Source organism: Streptomyces sp. PH10-H1, from assembly GCF_030063355.1.
In the GTDB taxonomy this organism is placed as follows: domain Bacteria; phylum Actinomycetota; class Actinomycetes; order Streptomycetales; family Streptomycetaceae; genus Actinacidiphila.
Genome location: NZ_JASISZ010000016.1, coordinates 43,962 through 64,765 on the forward strand (window position 1 = coordinate 43,962; position 20,804 = coordinate 64,765).

Below are 20,804 nucleotides of genomic sequence, written 5' to 3' on the forward strand. Positions count from 1 at the left end.
CCCTCTAAGGAACCTGACGGTACGTCAGTTCATCTGATGGAGACGGACATGCGCAAGAGTCCGGTGCCAAACGCCCCCGGATTGATCACCTCCGGGACTACCCTCACACCCGCGCCACCCGTCACACGTCACGCGCCTCCCGTCAAAGTCATCTGTCACGAACCGCGAGTGCTCCGCCACCTTCCGGTACTACTCCCTTCGACAGGCCCCGGGAGCACCCCATGACCGACCACGCCGCCTCCTCCACTTCGCCGCCACTCCTGCCCCTTCACCTCACCCGCCACATCTGCCCCCTCCGCTTCCACCGCCTCCCCCGGCGCGATCGTCATCGGCGCCGGACCCGGCGGGCTCGCCGTGGCGGCGGCGCTGCACCAACGTGGCGTCCGCACCCTCGTCATCGAGCGGTCGGAAACGGTCGCCTCCTCCTGGCGCGCCCATTACGAGCGGCTCCACCTGCACACCACGCGACGGTTGTCCGGCCTGCCCGGCTTCGAGATCCCGCGCGCGTACGGGCGCTGGGTCGGTCGCGACGATGTCATCCGCTACCTGGAGCAGTACGCCGCGCACCACCGGATCGATATCGCCACCGGAATCGAGGTGTCCCGGATCGACCGCGCCGAAAGCGCCGACGGCACGAGCAGTACCGACAGAACCGGCGCTACCGGCAGCGCCCGCAGCAACCGCAGCACCGGCGGCACATGGCAGCTGCCGGCCACCGGCGGCCGGCTGCTCACCGCGCCCATCGTCGTGGTCGCCACCGGCCACAACCACACGCCGCACCTCCCTGACCGGCCGGGCCGCGACACCTACCCCGGCGAACTGCTGCACGCCGCCCACTACCGCAACGCCGAGCCGTACGCGGGACGCGACGTGCTCGTCGTCGGCGTCGGCAACACCGGCGCCGAGATCGCCGTCGACCTCATCGAATCGGGCGCCGCACGCGTACGGCTCGCCGTCCGCACCCCGCCGCACATCATGCGGCGCAGCACCGCCGGATGGCCCGCCCAGGCCAGCGGCATCCTCTGCCGACGACTGCCGGTCGCGCTCGTCGACCGCGTCGCCCCCTACGTGGAGCGGCTCAGCGTCCCCGATCTCTCCGCCTACGGGCTCGCCCGCCCTACCACCGGCCTCTACTCCCGGGTCCGCGACGACAACGCCATCCCGGTGCAGGACGTCGGCCTCATCGACGCGATACGGGCGGGCCGAGTGGAAGCCGTCGCCGCCGTCGAGGGTTTCGACGGCGACAAGGTCGTCCTCACCGACCGTTCCCGCATCGGCCCGGAGATCGTCATCGCCGCCACGGGATACCGGCGCGACCTCGAACCCCTCGTCGGCCACCTTGGCGTGCTGGACGCCCACGGCCGCCCTCTCGTCCACGGCCCCCACACCCCGCCGGGCGCTCCCGGCCTCTATTTCACCGGCTTCACCAACCCCATCAGTGGCATGTTCCGCGAACTCGCCATCGACGCCCGGCGTATCGCCCGTGCGGCCGGCCACGCCTCCCGGCGGGCGTGACCGGTCGCTGTCGCCCTGCGCCTCACCGCCTTCCGCTCCCGGCCAACGGGGATCGCCGACGTCGTTTCGTGCACCCAAATGCCACTGAATGACCTTCTCGTCGGCCTCCTTCACATCTTTCACATGCCCGCACTGTTCCTGACACGTCGTCAGTTCAGTAATCTGACTGTGCGTCAGTTCTGTATACCTTCGAGCAGGAGCGGGCGAGACCGATGCTTGGATCGACATACAGCACCCGCAGCCCCGGCCCCGGGCCCGCCGCACGCGGCGCGTCCGACACCGACGTCGGTGGCCGTCCGCTGCACAGCACCGTCCCGGACCTCGACCGATTCTTCCGGCCGGAGACCGTGGCGGTGGTCGGCGCGTCCGAGACGGAAGGGCGGCCGAACACCGGCATCACCCGGCAGCTCATCGCCTGGTCACAGCGGGTCGGAGCCCGGCTCTTCCCGGTCAACCCCGGCCGTGAGACCGTCTTCGACCTGCCCTGCTACGCCTCGGTGGCGGACCTGCCGGAGACCGTGGATCTCGCGGTCCTCCTCGTCGGCGACCCCCTTCCCGTCATCGAGCAGCTCGGCGAGGCGAAGGTCCGGTTCGCCGTCGCCTTCGCCTCCGGATTCGCCGAGACCGGCGAGGTGGGCGCCGCCGCCCAGACCCGGCTCGCCGAGGTCGTCGCCGCGTCCGGGCTGCGACTGCTCGGCCCGAACACCAACCTCAACGCCTTCGAGAAGTTCCGCGAGGACCTCACCGGGCCGGCCATCGCCCTGATCACGCAGTCAGGCCACCAAGGCCGTCCGCTCTACACGCTGCAGGAGCTGGGCATCCGCATCAGCCACTGGGCGCCCACCGGCAACGAGGCGGATCTCGAAACCGCGGACTTCATCTCCTACTTCGCCGAGCGGCCCGAGGTCGGGGCCATCGCCGCATATGTGGAAGGGCTCAGGGACGGACGCTCGTTCACTCTCGCCGCCGACCGCGCGGCGCGTAAGAAGGTTCCGGTCGTCATGGTGAAGGTCGGACGCACCGAGACCGGTGCCCGCATGGCCGCCTCGCACACCGGCAAACTGACCGGATCCGACACCGTCGTCGACGCCGCGCTCAAGCAGTTCGGCGTGATCCGCGTCGACGGGCTCGACCAGTTGCAGGACACCGCGACGCTGCTCGCGCGGGCCAAACCGCCCACCGCGGACGGAGTCGTCGTCTACTCCATATCCGGCGGCACCGGAGCCCACTTCTCGGACCTCGCCACCGCCGCGGGACTCGACATCCCCACCCTCTCCGACGAGAAGCAGACCGAACTCCACCAGTGGATCCCCGACTACCTCAATGTGGCCAACCCGGTCGACAACGGCGGTCACCCGGTGGGCGACTGGCGCGGCCGGAAGATCATCGACGCGATCCTCGCCGACCCGTCGGTCGGTGTGCTCATCTGTCCGATCACCGGCCCGTTCCCACCCATGAGCGACAAGCTTGCGCAGGACCTGGCCGACGCGGCCGAGACCACGGACAAGCTGGTGTGCGTGGTGTGGGGCTCGCCGCTGGGCACCGAGGACGCCTACCGCACGACCCTCCTCGGCTCGTCCCGGCTCGCGACCTTCCGCACCTTCGGCAACTGCATCAGCGCCGTCAAGTCCTATCTGGACCACCACCGCTTCGCGGCCGCCTACCGCTCGCCCTTCGACGACGCCCCGCGCACCCGCTCCTCCTCGGCCCGCAAGGCCCAGGCCCTGATGCGCGCGGGCCATCAGCTCAGCGAGCACGCGGCGAAGCAGATGCTGCGCGCGTACGGGATCCGCGTGCCGCGTGAGCAGCTGGTCACCAGCGCGGCAGGCGCCGTCCGGGCCGCCGGCCTGGTCGGCTACCCGGTGGTCATGAAGGCCTCCGGTCCGCAGCTCGGCCACAAGACCGAACTCGGCCTGGTCAAGATCGGCCTGACCTCCGCCAGCCAGGTCCGCGACGCCTACCGCGACCTGACGGACATCGCCCGCTACGAAGGTGTCGAGCTCGACGGGATCCTCGTCTGCCAAATGGTCGAGCGCGGCGTCGAGATGGTCGTCGGCGTCACCCAGGACTCCCTCTTCGGCCCGACCGTCACCGTCGGTCTCGGCGGCGTCCTCGTCGAGATCCTCGCGGACGCGGCCGTGCGCGTGCCGCCGTTCGGCGAGGACATGGCCCGCGACATGCTCGGTGAACTGCGCGGTCACCGGCTGCTCGAAGGAGTACGGGGGGCGCCTCCGTCCGACGTCGACGCGCTCGTCGACGTGGTCATGCGGGTGCAGCGCATGGCGATGGAACTCGGCGGCGACCTCGCCGAACTCGACATCAACCCGCTGATGGTGCTGCCGCGCGGCCAGGGGGCCGTGGCGCTCGACGCGCTGGCGGTGTGCCGGTGAGCCTCGCGGCGGGCGCGGCCGACGGGTCAGGCGCGGTGGACGGGTCAGGCGCGGTGGACGGGTCAGGCGCGGTGGACGGGTCAGGCGCGGCGGGCACGGTCCACGGGGCCGTAACCGCCCGGCCGACGGCCGGCCCCGAAGTCCGGTCCGCGGAACGGCCCGAAGAGCGGACCGGAGAACGGCGAGCGGAACGGTCCGTAAGCCGGTCCACTGCCCGGTTCGTAAGCCGACCGGGACCCAGACCTGAATCACGGCCTGAATCACGGCCAGGACCCAGGCTTGGATACCGGTCTGGATCCCGGTCACCGCTGCGCGCGCAGCCTCCCGTACCGCAAGGAGCCGCTCCCTCATGACACCCACCCCCCGTGAAGATTCTGTAGATCCCGTGGACTCATTGGTACTTCACGCCACTGACAACGGCGTCGCGTGGATCACTCTCAACCGCCCTGAGGCGATGAACGCCGTCACCTGGGACCAGCGCGAACGCGTCATCTCGCTGCTCGACGCCGCGTCCGCCGACCCGGACGTTCGGGCTGTCGTCATCACCGCCACCGGCCGCGCGTTCTGCGCCGGTGCGGACCTCAGCGGCGGTGCGGCCGCGCCCGGCGAACGGGTCGCCGGCGACGTCGCCCGAACGATCCGGCGGGGCGCCCAGCGTCTCGTCTCCGCCGTCCTGGACTGCGAGAAGCCGGTGATCGCGGCGGTCAACGGCACCGCGGCCGGGATCGGCGCGCATCTCGCCTTCGCCTGCGATCTCGTCCTGGCCTCCGACCGCGCCAAGTTCATCGAGGTCTTCGTCCGCCGCGGCCTCGTCCCCGACGGCGGCGGCGCGTATCTGCTGCCGCGGCTCATCGGCCCGCAGCGTGCCAAGGAGCTGATGTTCTTCGGTGACGACCTGCCGGCCGTCGCCGCCGAACGCCTCGGCCTCGTCAACCGCGTCGTCCCCGCCGATGATCTGGAGAAGACCGCCCGCGAATGGGCCGAGCGCCTCGCCTCGGGCCCGACGCGTTCGATCGCCCTGACCAAGCAGCTGGTGAACGCCTCCCTGGACGCGGACCGTTCGACGGCCTTCGCGGCGGAGGCGGCCGCCCAGGAGATCAACATGACCACGGACGATGCCCAGGAGGGCGTCAGGAGCTTCGTGGAACGCCGGTCGCCGGAGTTCCGGGGGCGGTAACGGGGCCGGCGGCCTGGACCTGAGCCGACGACAAGGCCGGGGCCAGGCCCTGTCCTAATCGGTCAGCTTCGTGAGGACGTAGCGGTCCCCGCTGTCCGGGTCCCCGATCAAGAACGCCAATTCCGGTTTCGCAGATTTGCCGCTGACGTCGAAGACTTCACGGCACGACGGCACGACGGCACGACGGCACGACGGCACGACGGCACGACGGCACGACGGCAGGGCGGCAGGGCGGCAGGGCGAAGAGCGCGCGGCCCATCCAAGTCGCTTCCCGCAGCCCCCTTCCCATCTGACGCACCGTCAGGTTCAATGACTGGTGTGATGGGACACGCAGGGATGGCGGCCACCGCCGTCCGGTACCTCAGGTCGGTCGGGGCCGCCACGACGGCGGGGCCCGTGGAACCGCTGCCGCGCCCGGACTTGCGGGCTGTGGGGCCGGACGAACGGGCGCCGATCGATCCGGCGGTGTTCCGCAAGGTGCTCGGCACCTTCGCGTCGGGCGTGACGATCGTCACCGCTCCCGGGCCGGAAGGCCCCGCCGGCTTCGCGTGCCAGTCGTTCGCGTCCTTGTCACTGGACCCGCCACTGGTGGCGTTCATGGTGGCGCGTACGTCCACCACCTGGCCGCGGATCGCGCGCGCCGGGGTCTTCTGCGTCAACATCCTCAGCGCCGACCAGGGCGCCTTGTGCCGCGGCTTCGCCGTGAGCGGGGCGGACAAGTTCGCGGGGGTGGACTGGACGCCGGCGCCGGTCACCGGGTCGCCGCGGCTGGCGGGCATACCCGCGTGGATCGACTGCACGATCCACGCGGTCCACACCGGTGGTGACCATCTGATCGTCGTCGGCCGGGTCAACGAACTCGGCTGCACGGAACCGGATACGAGGCCGGATACCGGGCTGGATACCGGGCCGGATACGGATGAGATCGCGGGCGCCGACGCCGGGCCGCTGCTTTTCTACCGTGGGCGCTTCGGCCGGTTCACGCCATAGCGGCGGGGCTCACGCCACAACGGTGACCAGGAGGCCGGACGGACGGCCGCGCCGGATGACCAGGACCATCAGCGCGGCGACCGCGCACAGCGCGCCCGAGCTGTACCAGACCACGTCGTAGGAGCCGAAGGCGTCGCGTGCGGCGCCGCCCAGGAAGGCCACGACGGCGGCGCCGATCTGGTGTGCGGCGAGGACCCAGCCGAAGACGATGGCGCTGTCCTCGCCGTAGTACGCACGGCACAGCGCGATGGTCGGCGGGACGGTGGCGACCCAGTCGAGGCCGTAGAAGATGATGAAGACGATCATCGGCGGATGCACGGTGTTGGCCATCATCTGAGGCAGGAACATCAACGACAGCCCGCGCAGGCCGTAGTAGACGGCGAGCAGCCGACGCGGCTCGAACCGGTCGGTGAACCAGCCGGAGGCGATCGTTCCGGCTATGTCGAAGATCCCGATGACGGCGAGCAGTGACGCGGCGGCCGTGACCGGCATGCCGTGGTCGTGGGCGGCGGGCACGAAGTGGGTTCTGATCAGGCCGTTCGTGGAGGCGCCGCAGATCGCGAAGGATCCCGCGAGCAGCCAGAAGGGGCCGGTTCGGGCGGCGGAGGCCAGCGCCTTGAGCGCGCGCCTCGCCGCGCCACGCACCGGAGCTGGCTTGGGCGTGAACTCGGCTGCCCCGTAGGCCGCCAGGCCGACATCCGCGGGGTGATCGCGCAGCAGCAGCCAGACGAACGGGACGACGGCGAGCGCCGAGCAGGCGACGGTCGCGGCGGCGGGCCGCCAGCCGTGCTGCTCGACGATCCAGGAGAGCAGCGGCAGGAACACCAGTTGTCCGGCCGCGCCGGCCGCCGTGAGGATGCCGGTGACGAGTCCACGGCGGGTGACGAACCAGCGGTTGGCGACGGTCGCGGCGAAGGCGAGCGCCATGCAGCCGCTGCCGGCGCCGACGAGGATGCCCCAGCACAGGATCAACTGCCAGACCTGCGTCATGAAGATCGTGAGCCCGGCGCCGAGGGCGATCGTCGTGAGGGCGGCGGCGACGACGCGGCGGATGCCGAAACGATCCATCAGAGCCGCGGCGAACGGGGCGGTGATCCCGTACAGCGCGAAGTTGATGGAGACGGCGAAGCCGATCATGCCGCGTGACCAGCCGAATTCCCCATGGAGGGGTTCGATCAGCAGACCGGGCAGGGAGGCGAAGGCGGCGGCACCGATGATCGTCACGAAGGTGACGGCCGCCACGAACCAGGCGCGGTGAACCTTCGGCCGCCGACCGGCGGCCGGACGATCCTGCGAGCCGTCCAGGTCCTGCGGGTCTTGCGAATGCTGCGGGCTTTGCGAACCCTGCGAGCCCTGAGGGTCGTGAGGGTTGTGAGGGTCCTGCGGGTCCTGCGGGTCCTGCGGGTCCTGCGGGTCCTGCACCGGGAATTCGGATGTCTGCGTCACGGGATCAGCTTCGGGCGTGCGTCGGCACGATACGAGTGGCCCGATGGTCATGATGTGAAAGAATCGGGCCATGACGACTCCGGCCGAGAACACTCCCGGAACCACCCGCGGAACCACCAAACCGGCTGATACCCCCGCAGGCCCGTTCCGGCACCAGGACCGGCACCGGGTGGCGGTGCTGGTCATGCACGGCGTGATCCCCTTCGAGCTGGGGATCCCGGCCCGGATCTTCGGCGGGGCCCGCACCCAGGACGGCCGCAAGCTGTACGAGGTCGTGACCTGCTCCGCCGTGCCGGGACTCGTCCAGACCGACGCGGATTTCCCGATCCTCGTCGAGCACGGGCCCGAGATCCTGGAGGCGGCCGACACCGTCGTCGTCCCCGCCACCCACGAGCTCGACGACATCTACACCTCGGGCCGGCTGAGCGGCCCGCTGGCCGCCGCGTTCGCCCGGATCCGGCCCGGCGCCCGCATCGTGTCGATCTGTACGGGCAGCTATCTGCTCGCCGCCGCCGGACTGCTGGACGGCCGCCCCGCCACCACCCACTGGGACAGCGCCGACCACTTCCAACAGCTCTTCCCGCAGGTCAAGGTCGACCCCGACGTCCTCTACATCGACGACGGCGACATCCTCACCTCGGCCGGTGTCGCCTCCGGCATCGACCTGTGCCTGCACATCGTCCGCCGCGACCACGGCACCGCCATCGCCAACGCCGTCGCCCGCCGCACGGTCGTCCCTCCGCACCGCGACGGAGGCCAGGCCCAGTACATCCAACGCCCGCTCCCCGAGCCGCAGCTGGCCTCCACCAGGGGCGCCCGCGCCTGGGCGCTGGGCCGTCTCGACCAGGCGGTGACGCTGCGCGAACTCGCCGAGCGCGAGTCGATGAGCGTACGGACCTTCACCCGCCGGTTCCGCGAGGAGGTCGGGATCAGCCCCGGGCAGTGGCTCGTGCAGCAGCGCGTCGAACGCGCCCGTCATCTCCTGGAGTCCAGTGACCTGAGCATCGACCAGGTCGCGCACCGGGCCGGATTCGGTACGGCGGCCTCCATGCGCCAGCATCTGCATGCCGCGTTGGGCGTCTCACCGACCGCCTACCGCCGCACCTTTCACGCCGCACCCGTCGCCTGAACCACCGGACTCCACTACCGCGCCTGCCCCGTCCGGCGTCTCCGGCCCGGTCAGGACGGTCTCCCGGCGGGCGGTCTCCCGCCGGGCACTCTCCCGCCCGGCACTCTCCCGCCGGGCACTCTCCCGCCGGGCGGACTCCCGCCGGGCGGACTCCCGCCGGACAATCTCCCGCCGGACAATCTCCCGCCGGGCCGGGCGGCGGGCCGCTCGCGCCCCTCCCACCGCGCTCACCGCGGTCAGCACGAGCGTCAGCACCACCCCGCACAGGATCGCGGCCGACGGTGAGGCCACGCTCTGCACCGCCCCGGCGAGCACCGCGCTGGAGGTGTAGCCGACGCCGATCGCCGCGTACAGCACCGAGTACCCGGCGCCCTGCGCGCTCGGCGGCAGCACCTCGCGCAGCGACAGGTTGCGGGCGAGGTGCACCCCCGCCTCCAGCAGCCCGGCGATGAGCAGCGCCACCGCGATCGCGCCCAGTGCGGGGATGGCGGCCGTCAGCGTCACGCAGGCGCTGAGGCCCAGCAGCAGGACGAGGGACTGCGTCCCCAGCCGTCCCGGCCAGCCGCGCGTCCCGTAGACGAACGCTCCGACGGCCGCCGCGACCGAGTATCCGGCCAGCAGCGGACCCGACCAGCCGACCGCGATGCCGCGCTGTTCCAGCAGGGCGGGCAGGACGAGTTCGGTGAGCGCCAGCAGCGACAGTCCCGCGGCGCCGGTCACGTACACCGGCCAGGCGGCGGCCAGTGTCCGCGTCATGGACACGCCCTCGCGGTCCGCCGGGTCCGCCCGCCATCCGGCGGGCAGGGCGAACAGCCCGACGGCCGCCAGGGCGGCGAGCACCGCCGACAGCGCGAGGGGCAGCGCCGGTGCCACGCCCAGCACCAGGCCGCTGGCCAGCGCCGGGGAGGCGGCCGCGATCCCGAACGTCAGCATCGATTCGCCGCTCAGCGCCCGTGCCGCGGCCTGTTCGGGCACCAGGTGCATGAGCAGCATCCGCAGCCCCCCGGGCACCGCCGCCGGTCCGCCACCCGCCAGGACGGCCAGCGCCGCGAGTACGGCCGGGTGGGCGTTCGGCAGCGCCGCGAGCCCGGCGAAGCCGGTGCCTCCGGCCACCAGCCCGGCGGCCAGGGGCGTCCGCGCCCGCGCCGGCCGCATGACGGTCCCGAGCCAGGGCGCCGCGATGACCTCGCCGATGACGAACGCCGCCGCCAGCGCCGCCCCGAGCCCGTAACCGCCCGGTCGCTCCCGCACCAGGAAGACGAGCGCGAGCGGCCCCATGACGGCCGGTGTCCGGCCGGCGACGGCGACGAGTGCCAGGTCAGCCGGGGGCGGGTGGTGAGTTCGCGGTATCCCATGCCGGGAACGTAAACCGTGACACCGTGGCAGACTCAAGGGATGCGGAGCGGGGAACTGTCCATGCGGACCGGCGTCACCGTCCGCCTGCTGCGCTACTACGAGCAGCGCGACTTGATCTGTCCGCAGCGGCGGGCGAACGGCTACCGGGAGTACTCCGAGGACGACGTACGGCTGGTCGGCCGGATCCGCACCCTGCTCGCCGCCGGGATCCGCACTCCGATGATCGCCCGGATCCTGCCGAGCGTGTGCGAGGACGAGGACGGCGTGCTGGTGCCGTGCACGACGGAGCTGGCCGACGAGCTGCGGCGCGAGCGCGCCCGGATCGACGACCAGGTCGCCGAACTGCTGGCGTCCCGGCGGGTGCTCGACCTGGTCATCGGCGCGGCTCCCGGACGCGACGCCTAGCGCTCCGACGGCCCTGGTCCCGGACGCGATCCGGCGTCCAGGACCGGGAGCGGCGTTGTCACTCACTGCCTACCGTTCGGAATTCAGAACGTGAGCACCCCGCGCGCCACACGGCCGTGGTGGGCGTCGTCGGCCGCCTTCGCGAAGTCCTCGACGGGGTAGGTCTCGGTGACGAGTTCATCGAGCAGCAGCCTGCCCTGGCGGTACAGCTCCGCGTAGAGCGCGATGTCGCGCTGGGGGCGGGACGAGCCGTACCGGCAGCCGAGTATCGACTTGTCCAGGTACATGGACGACACCAGGAAGGTCGCCTCGGCGTCGGCCGCCGGAACACCCAGCAGGACGGCCTGGCCGCGGCGGTCGAGGAGGTCGATGGCCTGGCGGATGAGTTTGACGTTGCCGACGCATTCGAAGGTGTGGTCCGCGCCGGTCGGCAGCAGCTCGCGGACGGCCGCGACGGTGTCGTCCACGGCGGACGCGTCGATGAAGTCGGTGGCGCCGAACTGCCGGGCCACGTCCTCCTTGGCGGGGTTGGCGTCCACGGCGACGATGCGGGTGGCGCCCGCGATCCGGCAGCCCTGCAGGACGTTGAGGCCGATTCCGCCGGTTCCTATGACGACGACCGTGTCGCCGCGGTCGACCTTGGCGCGGTTGAGCGCGGCGCCGACGCCCGTCAGCACACCGCAGCCGATCAGCGCGGCGGAGGTGAACGGGATCTCCTTCGAGATCTTGACCGCTTGGACGGCCTTGACCACGGTCTTCTCCGCGAACGCCGAGTTGGAGGCGAAGTTGAACAGACCGTTGCCCTGCCGCGAGAAGGGCTGGCCCGGGTAGCCGATCGCCTTGCGGCACATGGTGGGGCGGCCACGGTCGCACTCCGCGCACGTACCGCAGTTGGCGAGAGTGGACAGCGCCACGTGGTCGCCGGGCACGACATGGCTGACCCCGGGGCCGACCGCCTCGACGATGCCGGCGCCCTCGTGGCCGAGGACCACGGGGACGGGGAACGGGATCGTGCCGTCGATGACGGACAGATCGCTGTGGCACAGGCCCGCGGCCTGGATCTCGACCAGCACCTCGCCGGGGCCGGGGTCCCGGACCTCCAGGTCGTCGACCACCAGGGGCTGCGTGCCGTCGAAAATGACGCCTCTCATGAATTGTCCTGTCCCTCAAGGGCCTTCAGGAAGGCCAGACGACCGATTGGAGTTCGCTGTATGCGTGCAGTCCGAACGAGCCGCCGTCCCGGCCGACTCCGCTCTCCTTGAAGCCGCCGAAGGGCGTCTCGGGGTGGCGCTGAACGGTGTTGATGCCGACGTTTCCGCTGCGCAGCCGGGCCGCGAGCTGCCAGGCGCGGCCCGCGTCGTCGGAGAAGATGTAGTCGTAGAGGCCGTACGGGGTGCTGTTGGCGATGTCGATCGCCTCGTCCTCGGTGTCGTAGGCGAGGGCGACGACGACCGGGCCGAACAACTCCTCCTGGGCGACGGTCATGTCGGGGGTGACGTCCGCGATGAGGGTGGGGGCGACGTAGAAGCCGGGCTTGAGGTCGGGGCGTTCGCCGCCGGTGACCACACGGGCGCCCTGGGCGCGGGCGCCGGCGATGTAGGCCTCGACGCGGTCGCGCTGTGCCGCGCTGATGAGCGGGCCGACGACGGTGGACTTATCCACAGGGTCCCCGATGGTCAGCGCTCCGGCGTACTGTGCAAGGGCGGTGATCACCTGCTCGTACTGGTCGCGGTGGACCAGTGCGCGGGTGGGCGCCGTGCATATCTGACCGCTGTGGAAGGCCCAGGTGGAGGCGACCGCCCCGACCGCCGCCTTGAGGACCGCTCCACCCGATTCCGGCAGGACGATCGCCGCGCCCTTGCCGCCCAGTTCCATCAGCGTGCGCTTCAGCGTCCGGCCGGACGCTGAAGCGATCGCCTTCCCGACCGCCGTCGACCCGGTGAAGCTGATCATGTCGACGCCCGGGTGCGCGACGAGCGCCTCGCCCGCCGCCGCACCCGATCCGGCGATGACGTTGAACACGCCGTCGGGAAGTCCCGCCTCCTTGAGGATCTCGCCGAGCAGCAGGCAGGTGAGCGGGTCCTGCGGGGCGGGCTTGGCCACCACCGTGTTGCCCATGGCCAGGGCGGGGGCGACTTTGCCCGCCAGATTCACGATGGGGAAGTTGTACGAGGTGACACAGCCGACGACGCCGACCGGGCGGCGTACGGCGGCGGCGCCGATCAGTCCACCGGGTGCGAGAGGGGAGGCCTTTACGGGTTGTGGAGCGAGTGGGATGACATCGGGCTCGACGGCGCCGCGCGCGTAGCGGCGGAAGCGGTCGGCCGCTGTAGGCACCTGCATGGTGGAGGCCACGCGGATCGTCGCGCCGGTCTCGGCCTGGAGGAGGGGGACGAGTTCGTCACCGCGCGCGCTGAGCACATCCGCGATCCGGTCGAGGATCGCGGCGCGTTCACCCGGGGCGGTACGCGACCAGCCGTCGAAGGCGGCGCGGGCGGCCCGTACGCCGGCGTCCACGTCCTCGGTGGTCGCCTCGGGGGCGTGCCCGACGATCTCCTCGGTGGCCGGATTGATGATCGCGTAGTGGCCCTGAGCGGGTTCGTGCCACTGCCCGTTGATCCAGTGCGGATAGGTCGGGGGTACTGGTCGGCTCATGGCCGCGGCTCCTTCGGGAGGCCGAGCACCCGCTCGGCGATGATGTTGCGCTGGACCTCGTCCGAGCCGCCGTAGATCGTGTCGGCGCGGCTGAAGAGGAACAGCCGCTGCAGCGCGTCGAGTTCATAGGGCTGAGACGGGGTCCAGTCGCGGGGGCCGGCGGCGGCCTCCGCGCCCCGGACGGCCATGGCCAGTTCGCCGAGCCGCTGGTGCCAGCCGCCCCAGAGCAGCTTGGCGACGCTGGGGACGCCCGGCGAGTCGGTGCCCAGGGTGCGCAGGGCGTTCCAGCGCATGGTCTTCAGCTCGGCCCACTGGCGGACGATCCGGGCCCGCAGGATGGGTTCGGTGTCGGCGCCGGTGCGCCGGGCAAGGTCGGTGATCTCGCGCAGTTCCTGCTCGAAGCCGATCTGCTGGACGAGGGTGGAGACCCCGCGCTCGTAGCCGAGCAGGGACATGGCGACGGTCCAGCCGCCGCCCTCTGCCCCGACGAGGTGGTCGGCGGACGCGCGCGCGTCGTCGAAGAAGACCTCGTTGAACTCGGCGTCGCCCGACATCTGGCGGATCGGCCGGATCTCGATCCGGCCGGGCTGGTCCATCGGCACCAGCAGAAAGCTGAGGCCGTGGTGACGGCGGGAGCCGGGTTCCGTACGGGCCAGGACAAAGCACCAGTCGGCGTCCTGGGCGAGGGAGGTCCATAGTTTCTGACCGGTGATCCGGTAGCCGCCGTCGGCGTCCCGGAGCGCCGCGGTACGGATCCCCGCGAGGTCGGATCCGGCGTCCGGTTCGCTGTAGCCCTGGCACCACAGTTCCTCGCCGCGGGCTATCGGAGGGAGGAAGCGGTCCCGCTGCGCGGGGGTGCCGTGGGCGAGGAGGGTGGGTGCGAGCAGGTTCTCGCCGATGTGGCCGGACCGGCCGGGAGCGCCGGACCGCGCGTACTCCTCGCCCCAGACGACCTGCTGGGCCAGGGTCGCGCGGCGGTTGCCGTAGTCCCCGGTCCAGCCGAGCCCGATCCAGCCGGCTTCGCCGAGAGTGCGCTCCCAGCCGCGCCCGCCCGCCGGCCACCCGTCACGGTGTTCGGCGAGCCAGGACTGCGCCTGCGCGCGGAAGGATTCGGCCTCCGGGCCGAACGTAAAGTCCACGGATCCTCCGGTCGTCGGTCCCTGCGGGCCGTGCCGGCCGTGCGGACGACGGGGCTGGTACGGCTGGTACGGCTGGTACGGCTGGTGGGTGATCGCATTGGTACGCCGGTCCGCCCGGCAGCCGGCTTGTCCTCAAGCGCCGGACGGGCTGAATGTGCCGGTCACGGCGCTAGGCGTTGGGGTGTTCGGCTGCGGCGGCCGCCGCGCGCATCGCTTCGAGCTGTTCGAGCATCGGCATCGGATCGACGCCGATGGTCCCGGGCAGCACATCCGCGATGCGTTCCGGCGTCCATGGCCCGTCGCCCCAGGCGGACCGCAGTTCCCGTGGCTGGGCCCAGACGGCGATCTTCGGCCCGGCGACGGTGTAGACCTGCCCGGTGATCGAGGCGGCGCGCTCGGACAGCAGGAAGACGACCATCGCGGCCACGTCCTCCGGTTCGCCGATCTCCTTCAGCTCCATGGGCACGTTCGCGGACATACGGGTGCGGGCGACCGGGGCGACGCAGTTCGCCGTCACCCCGTACTTGTTGAGGCCCAGTGCGGCGCTGCGCACCAGCGAGATGATGCCGCCCTTCGCCGACGAGTAGTTCGCCTGGGAGACGCTGCCCTGGTGGTTGCCGCTGGTGAAGCCGATCAGGGTGCCGGCTCCCTGCTTGCGCATGACCGCCGACGCCGCCCGGAAGACCGTGAAGGTCCCCTTCAGATGGGTGGCGATGACCGGATCCCACTCCTCCTCGCCCATGTTGAAGAGCATCCGTTCGCGCAGGATGCCGGCCACGCACACGACGCCGTCGATGCGCCCGTACGTCTCGACGGCCGTGGAGACGATGCGCGCGCCGCCTGCCATGGTCGACACGTCATCGGCGACGGCGACGGCCTCGCCGCCCGCCGCCTGGATCTCCTTGACGACCGACTCCGCGATCTCGCTCGCCGGTTCGCTCGCGCCGTCGATCGAGACCCCGTAGTCGTTGACGACGACCATGGCCCCCTCGGCGGCACAGGCGAGCGCGACGGCGCGCCCGATGCCACGCCCGGCACCCGTAACAGCGACGACTTTTCCGGTCAGGAAGTTGGCCACGTCCCGCCCCTTCTCATGGTTTCTGACGGACCGTTAGATTCTAGGAGGGAGTACACACCCCAGCACAAGCCCTATGACCAGGAGGCCGCTGTGACACTTGCCGCCGAGTTCCACGACATCGCCAAGCGGATCAACAACTGGGGGCGGTGGGGCGAGGGCGACGAGATCGGCACGCTGAACCTGATCACCGACGAGGTGGTGCGTGCCGCGGCCGCGACCGTGCGCAGCGGCCGCCGCGTCCCGCTGGCGCTGCCGCTGCAGCAGGACGGGGTGCAGACCGGCATGATTCCCGGCCGGGTCAACCCGCTGCGCACGATGGTGGCGCTCAACCTGGAGATGTTCGGTCCGGGCACCATCGCCACCAGCGACGACGTCGTCACGATGGGCCTGCAGGCGGCCACCCACTGGGACGGCCTGACCCATGTCTCGCACTCCGGCAAGATCTACAACGGCCGCCCCGCCGGCTCCGTCACAGCGCACGGCGGCGCCGCGTTCAGCGGCATCGAGAAGGTGACGACCCTGGTCTCACGCGGTGTGCTGCTCGATGTGGCCCGTGCCAGGAGTCTCGACCGGCTGCCCGGCGACCACGCGGTCACCCCCGAGGATCTGGAGGCGGCCGAGGAGTTGGCGGGTACAGCGGTCCGCGCCGGGGACATCGTGCTGGTCCGCACCGGTCAGATGCGCTCCTACCTGGGCGGCGACAAGCACGGCTACGCCTTCCCGTCCCCCGGGCTGTCCATCAGGACACCGGAGTGGTTCCACGCCCGCGATGTGGCGGCGGTCGCCAACGACACGCTCACCTTTGAGATCTTCCCGCCGGAGATCGAGGATCTCTGGCTGCCGGTGCACGGCCTCGATCTCGTGGAGATGGGGATGTTGCAGGGCCAGAACTGGAATCTGGAGGAGCTGTCAGAGGCCTGTGCGGAGGCGGGGCGGTACGAGTTCTTCCTGGATGCCACGCCCGAGCCCTTCGTGGGCGGGGCAGGCAGTCCGGTCGCACCCGTCGCAGTGCTCTAGGCCGGCGATCCCCTGGCCGGCCAGCGGCCGGTCCACCTCGCACCAGATCCGCTTGCCGGCTCCCTCGGGCTGCCAGCCCCACCGGTCGGCCAGTCCGTCCACCAGCTCCAGGCCGCGGCCCCCGGTCTCGTCACGGTGGGCGTGCCGAGGCGTGGGCGGACAGTCGCTGGAGTCGGCGACCTCGACCCGGACCGTCAAGTCCGAGGAGTCGGGGAAGAGCATGCGCAGCACCGCAGGGCAGCCGGTGTGCACGACCGCGTTCGTCACGAGCTCGGAGATCAGCAGGATCAAGGTCTCGGCGAGCGGCTCGTCCGCCCCTATGCCGGAGCCGAGGAGCCGCGAGCGCGCCCATCGCCTGGCGCGCCCCACTTCCGCGGGATCCGCGCCGACCTCGAGCTGAACCTGAAGCACCTGCACCGCTCACACCATCCGAACCGGCGGACACATCGCCTCGCGCCATGCTGAAGTCACGGTACGTGACCCCCATGGAGCACAGCATGATTGACCTACAGTCACCCCAACAAGCGCTTCGGGCATATTCCAGCGCAAAGGAGTATGCGTACTGCATACTGTGCGAGGCTCATTGAGGGGCGCGCGGGGAGGATTCGAACACCCAGGCGTCCCAGGCGCGGCGCCCGCCCGGCTCCGCCGGGCGGCGACCATTCGGCGCCTCTGAACCTCTCGCACCCGATGGAGCGTACCCGAGCCGGGCGCCGACTCCAGCCCGTCACAAGTTACGCCTTGGACACAACCCGATATCAACGCAGCGTCACCGATCGCTCACTTGGCTCTCATCGCAGCAGCTCCCCGGCCAGCTCCTCCTCATATCGCTCCTTGTCACCGCGGCCGGCCGCGAGCACCCAGGACCGCTTGATGTGCAGGTGGACGTCCGCCTCCCAGGTGAAGCCCATCCCGCCGAAGACCTGCAGGCAGTCACGTGCGTTGCGGGCCGCCGCGTCGTCCGCGAGCAGCCGCGCAGCGGCTGTTTCGAAGCCGTCGCCGGACACCGCCGCCGCGTAGACCGCCGTACGGGCCATCTCCACCCGTACGAGCATGTCCGCGCACAGATGCTTCACCGCCTGGAACGCCCCGATCGGCCGCCCGAACTGTTCGCGTTCCCGGGCGTGTTGCACGGCCATCGCGAGGGTCCTTCCGGCGCTGCCCACCTGCTGCGCCGCGGTGAGCAGCGCGGCTTCCCGCCGCAACCGGTCCGGATCGGCGCCCGTACCGCCGTCGAACGGCTGCTCCGCGGCCAGGCCGCCGCCGGGGCCGCCGTCGGCCAGATGCAGCGGGGTGAGGGGGTCGACGGAGCGGATCGCCACGGCTGGGAACGCGTCGGCGGCGACGAGGCCGACGGATCCGTCCCCGGTCCCGCCCAGCACCATGACCGCGTCCGCCGCGGCCAGGTGGCCGACCGGAACGGACGGCTGCGCCAGGGTGACCACCGTTTCCCCGGTGGCCGCACCGGCCGCCACCGGCCCGGTCAGATGCGTCGCCGCCAGGTGCGTGGCGACCAGCGGCCCGGGCAGCAGTACGCGGCCGGCCTCCTCGAAGAGCAGCACAGCCTCGGGCAGTCCGAGGCCCACGCCGCCGTCCGCCTCCGGCACCCTGAGCGCGAAGAACCCGGCCGCGCCCAGCTCGCGCCACCGGGCGCGGTCGAGCAGCGGGACGCCGCCGTCCGTTCCGGTCGGCCACCTGGGCGCGCCCGTGACGGCACCCCCGCCGGCGGTGTGCACCGCCGCACCTCCCGGGACGTCGCCCGCGTCCACCGCCGCGCGCAGCGCCTCGCGCGGGAACCGCCCGGCGAGCAGCTTCCGCACGCCCGTCCGCAAAGCCTCTTGATCTTCGGTCGGTTGGAAATCCACGGTCAGCCCCCAGCCCTCTGCACGTCCCCGGTCCTCCGCACTCCTCCGGTCCTCCGCACGTCCTCAGCCCTCCGCACTCCTCCGGTCCTCCGCACGTCCTCAGCCCTCCGCACTCCTCCGGTCCTCCGCACGTCCTCAGCCCTTCGGGAGACCGAGGATGCGCTCGGCCACGATGTTCTTCTGGATCTGCGAGGTGCCGGCGGCGATCGTGTAGGACAGCGACGACAGCCGCTCCGCAGTCCACGGGTGCCCGGTGTCCAGCGCGAGCGGGCCCAGCACCTCGGCGGCCGTGTCGTACAGCTCCTGCCGGGCGTGCGAGTAGCGCAGCTTGAACACGGATCCGCCGGTACCGGGCACGCCCGTGCCGCCGACCCGCAGGGAGCGCTCCGCCTCACTGACGTTCCGCTGGGTGAGTCGCCACAGGACGGAGAACTCCGCCGCGAGCCGGCCCAGCCTGCGCCGCAGCGCCGGGTCGTCCCAGCTGCCGTTCGCCTTCGCGGCGCGCGCGATCTCGCCCAGGACGCGGCGGCAGGCGACGACCTCGCCGACGAAGGCGGTGCCGCGTTCGAAGGAGAGGGTGACCATGGTGACGCGCCAGCCGTCGTTCTCCTCCCCCACCCGGTTGGCGACCGGCACCCGCACCTCGTCGAGGAACATCTCGGCGAATTCCGTCGACCCGGCGAGGGTGCGCAGCGGCCGCACCGTGACGCCCGGGGCGTCCATCGGCATCGCGAGCCACGAGATGCCGCGGTGCTTGGGCGCCTGCGGATCGGTGCGGACCAGCAGCTCGCACCAGTCGGCGACCTCCGCGTGCGAGGTCCAGATCTTCGAGCCGGTCACCACGTACGCGTCGCCGTCGCGCACCGCGCGGGTCCGCAGTGATGCCAGGTCGGAGCCGGCGCCGGGCTCGCTGAACCCCTGGCACCACACCTCGTCGCCGCGCAGCACCGGCGGCAGCCAGCGCCGCCGCTGCTCGGCGGTGCCCTCGGCGGCGATGGTGGGCCCGGCGTGCAGCAGCCCGACGAAGTTGGCGCCGACATAGGGCGCGCCCGCCTTCTCCGTCTCCTCCAGGAAGATCAGATGCTGCACCGGGGTCGCGCCCCGCCCGCCCGCGTCGGCCGGCCAGTGCAGGCCCGCGTAGCCCGCGTCGTACAGCATCCGCTGCCAGCCGGCGTCGTACGCGCGCCGGCCGGGCCAGTCGCGCGGGTCGGGCCGGGGGGGCAGCTTGGGCAGCACGTCGCCGAGCCAGGCGCGCAGCCCGGCGCGGAACGCCTCCTGTTCCCCGGTATACGTCAGGTCCACGCGCGCCTCACCTACCGGATCCGCCGGACGTACCCGCCGGACTCTGCTTCGCGAGGGAGGAGAGGTCGAGGCCGCGGTCGAAGTCCAGGTCGAGCATCCGGATGGCGTTGCCGCGCATGAGCTTGTAGACGGTCTCGTCGTCGATCCCCTTCATATGGTCCTCGGCGACCTCCTTGGTGTGCGGGAATGTCGAGTCCACATGCGGGTAGTCCGTCTCGAAGGTCGCGTTGTCGCGGCCGACGACGTCCAGCGACGCGACGCCGTGCTTGTCGCGGAAGAAGCAGCAGAAGATCTGCCGGTAGTAGTACGCCGACGGCGGCTCCGGGATGATGTCGCGCACTCCGCCCCAGGCCCGGTGCTCCTCCCAGACGGTGTCCGCGCGCTCCAGGGCGTAGGGGATCCAGCCCATCTGGCCCTCGCTGTAGGCGAGTTTCAGCGTCGGGAACTTCACGAGGACCCCGCTGAACAGGAAGTCCATCATCGAGGCCATCGCGTTGTTGAAACTGAGCGCGGCCTGCACGGCGGGCGGTGCGTCGGGGGAGGCGGCGGGCATCTGCGAGGACGAGCCGATGTGCATGTTCACTACCGTGCCGGTCTCCTGGCACACCGCGAAGAAGGGGTCCCAGTAGCCGGAGTGGATGCTGGGCAGGCCCAGGTGCGTGGGAATCTCGCTGAAGGTGACGGCCTTGACGCCGCGCGCGGCGTTGCGGCGGACCTCGGCGACGGCCAGGCCGATGTCCCACAGCGGGATGATGCACAGCGGGATGAGCCGGCCGCCGCTGTCACCGCACCACTCGTCGACCATCCAGTCGTTGTAGGCGCGTACGCAGGCGAGCGCGACCTCCTTGTCGTGCGCCTCGGAGAACGTCTGCCCGCAGAACCGCGGGAAGGTGGGGAAGCAGAGCGACGCCTCGACGTGGTTGAGGTCCATGTCCGCCAGGCGTTCCTTGGGATCCCAGCAGCCGCGGCGCATCTCGGCGCGGGTGATGCCCTCCAGGGTCATGTCGTCGCGGTCGAAACCGACGGCGGCGATGTTCCGCTTGTAGGGGAACTTGAGGTCCTCGTAGATCCACCAGTCGGTGGGCGGTCCTTCCGGGTCCATCGTGATCTGGTACTTCCCGGCCACGTACGCCAGCTCACCGATACCGGCGGTCAGCGGCTTCGGACCGCGGTCGCGGTACTTGGCCGGCAGCCACTTCTCGAAGAGGTGCGCGGGTTCGATGACGTGGTCGTCGACGCTGATGATCCTGGGCAGTTCCATCGGCCTCTCCCTGCAGATCTGATGGATCGTCAGATTTAGAGTACGCACGCACACCCGTCGCGTCCATCGGCGTCGCACC

17 protein-coding genes are annotated in these 20,804 nt (G+C 71.3%); 7 read left to right on the top strand and 10 right to left on the bottom strand.

Annotated elements, in window-relative coordinates:
- The first annotated feature begins 321 nt into the window (after positions 1-321).
- The 4 genes from QMK24_RS13055 (at position 322) to QMK24_RS13070 (ending at position 6,072) form a co-directional block, all read left to right on the top strand.
- The gene (locus QMK24_RS13055) at positions 322-1,515 is read left to right on the top strand and encodes a flavin-containing monooxygenase (protein WP_283465886.1); all 1,194 of its coding nucleotides are present in this window, start codon (positions 322-324) and stop codon (positions 1,513-1,515) included.
- 212 nt (positions 1,516-1,727) lie between these two features.
- Positions 1,728-3,905: an acetate--CoA ligase family protein gene (locus QMK24_RS13060; protein ID WP_283465815.1), complete on the top strand. Its 2,178-nt coding sequence runs from the start codon at positions 1,728-1,730 to the stop codon at positions 3,903-3,905.
- A gap of 349 nt (positions 3,906-4,254) precedes the next feature.
- Positions 4,255-5,082: an enoyl-CoA hydratase/isomerase family protein gene (locus QMK24_RS13065; protein WP_283465816.1), complete on the top strand. Its 828-nt coding sequence runs from the start codon at positions 4,255-4,257 to the stop codon at positions 5,080-5,082.
- Between the two features lie 336 nt (positions 5,083-5,418).
- A complete protein-coding gene (locus QMK24_RS13070) occupies positions 5,419-6,072 on the top strand; it encodes a flavin reductase family protein (protein ID WP_283465887.1) in 654 nt (217 codons plus the stop codon).
- A gap of 9 nt (positions 6,073-6,081) precedes the next feature.
- Here QMK24_RS13070 and QMK24_RS13075 read toward each other — a convergent pair whose 3' ends face one another.
- The gene (locus QMK24_RS13075) at positions 6,082-7,377 is read right to left on the bottom strand and encodes an MFS transporter (RefSeq protein ID WP_283465888.1); all 1,296 of its coding nucleotides are present in this window, start codon (positions 7,375-7,377) and stop codon (positions 6,082-6,084) included.
- Between the two features lie 325 nt (positions 7,378-7,702).
- Between QMK24_RS13075 and QMK24_RS13080 the strand changes: the two genes are divergently transcribed.
- Positions 7,703-8,647 carry a GlxA family transcriptional regulator gene (locus tag QMK24_RS13080; RefSeq protein WP_502962583.1) on the top strand — a complete coding sequence of 315 codons (945 nt, stop codon included), beginning with the start codon at positions 7,703-7,705 and terminating at the stop codon, positions 8,645-8,647.
- Here the strand turns inward: QMK24_RS13080 and QMK24_RS13085 are convergent.
- Positions 8,600-9,925 carry an MFS transporter gene (locus QMK24_RS13085; RefSeq protein ID WP_283465818.1) on the bottom strand — a complete coding sequence of 442 codons (1,326 nt, stop codon included), beginning with the start codon at positions 9,923-9,925 and terminating at the stop codon, positions 8,600-8,602. The two genes, QMK24_RS13080 and QMK24_RS13085, sit on opposite strands and share 48 nt — an antisense overlap.
- Positions 9,926-10,042: 117 nt before the next feature.
- Here QMK24_RS13085 and QMK24_RS13090 point away from each other — a divergent pair, with 117 nt between their 5' ends.
- On the top strand, positions 10,043-10,408 hold the full coding sequence (locus tag QMK24_RS13090) for a MerR family transcriptional regulator (protein ID WP_283465819.1): 366 nt from the start codon (positions 10,043-10,045) through the stop codon (positions 10,406-10,408).
- Between the two features lie 83 nt (positions 10,409-10,491).
- Here the strand turns inward: QMK24_RS13090 and QMK24_RS13095 are convergent, their stop codons facing one another.
- From QMK24_RS13095 to QMK24_RS13110, 4 genes are all read right to left on the bottom strand, one after another.
- Positions 10,492-11,559 (bottom strand): Zn-dependent alcohol dehydrogenase, encoded by a 1,068-nt coding sequence (locus QMK24_RS13095; RefSeq protein WP_283465820.1) that lies wholly within the window; start codon positions 11,557-11,559, stop codon positions 10,492-10,494.
- 25 nt (positions 11,560-11,584) lie between these two features.
- Complete coding sequence (locus QMK24_RS13100) at positions 11,585-13,063, bottom strand: aldehyde dehydrogenase family protein (RefSeq protein ID WP_283465821.1); 1,479 nt, start codon at positions 13,061-13,063, stop codon at positions 11,585-11,587.
- Complete coding sequence (locus QMK24_RS13105; RefSeq protein ID WP_283465822.1) at positions 13,060-14,202, bottom strand: acyl-CoA dehydrogenase family protein; 1,143 nt, start codon at positions 14,200-14,202, stop codon at positions 13,060-13,062. Before QMK24_RS13105 ends, QMK24_RS13100 begins: the two co-directional genes overlap by 4 nt.
- A 169-nt stretch (positions 14,203-14,371) precedes the next feature.
- Entirely contained in the window at positions 14,372-15,280 is a 909-nt protein-coding gene (locus QMK24_RS13110; protein ID WP_283465823.1) for an SDR family oxidoreductase, read from the bottom strand.
- Positions 15,281-15,370: 90 nt separating this feature from the next.
- Between QMK24_RS13110 and QMK24_RS13115 the strand changes: the two genes are divergently transcribed.
- Entirely contained in the window at positions 15,371-16,297 is a 927-nt protein-coding gene (locus QMK24_RS13115; protein ID WP_283465825.1) for a cyclase family protein, read from the top strand.
- On the opposite strand, the gene QMK24_RS13120 is transcribed toward QMK24_RS13115, so the two are convergent.
- The 4 genes from QMK24_RS13120 to QMK24_RS13135 all read right to left on the bottom strand — a co-directional run bounded on the left by QMK24_RS13120 (position 16,190) and on the right by QMK24_RS13135 (position 20,725).
- Positions 16,190-16,714, bottom strand: coding sequence for an ATP-binding protein (locus QMK24_RS13120; RefSeq protein WP_283465829.1), 525 nt, complete (start codon positions 16,712-16,714; stop codon positions 16,190-16,192). The genes QMK24_RS13115 and QMK24_RS13120 overlap by 108 nt on opposite strands.
- Before the next feature lie 374 nt (positions 16,715-17,088).
- Entirely contained in the window at positions 17,089-18,162 is a 1,074-nt protein-coding gene (locus tag QMK24_RS13125; protein WP_283465831.1) for an acyl-CoA dehydrogenase family protein, read from the bottom strand.
- A 135-nt stretch (positions 18,163-18,297) separates the two neighbouring features.
- Positions 18,298-19,464 (bottom strand): acyl-CoA dehydrogenase, encoded by a 1,167-nt coding sequence (locus QMK24_RS13130; protein WP_283465833.1) that lies wholly within the window; start codon positions 19,462-19,464, stop codon positions 18,298-18,300.
- A gap of 7 nt (positions 19,465-19,471) precedes the next feature.
- Positions 19,472-20,725 (bottom strand): amidohydrolase family protein, encoded by a 1,254-nt coding sequence (locus tag QMK24_RS13135; RefSeq protein WP_283465834.1) that lies wholly within the window; start codon positions 20,723-20,725, stop codon positions 19,472-19,474.
- Positions 20,726-20,804 lie beyond the last annotated feature (79 nt).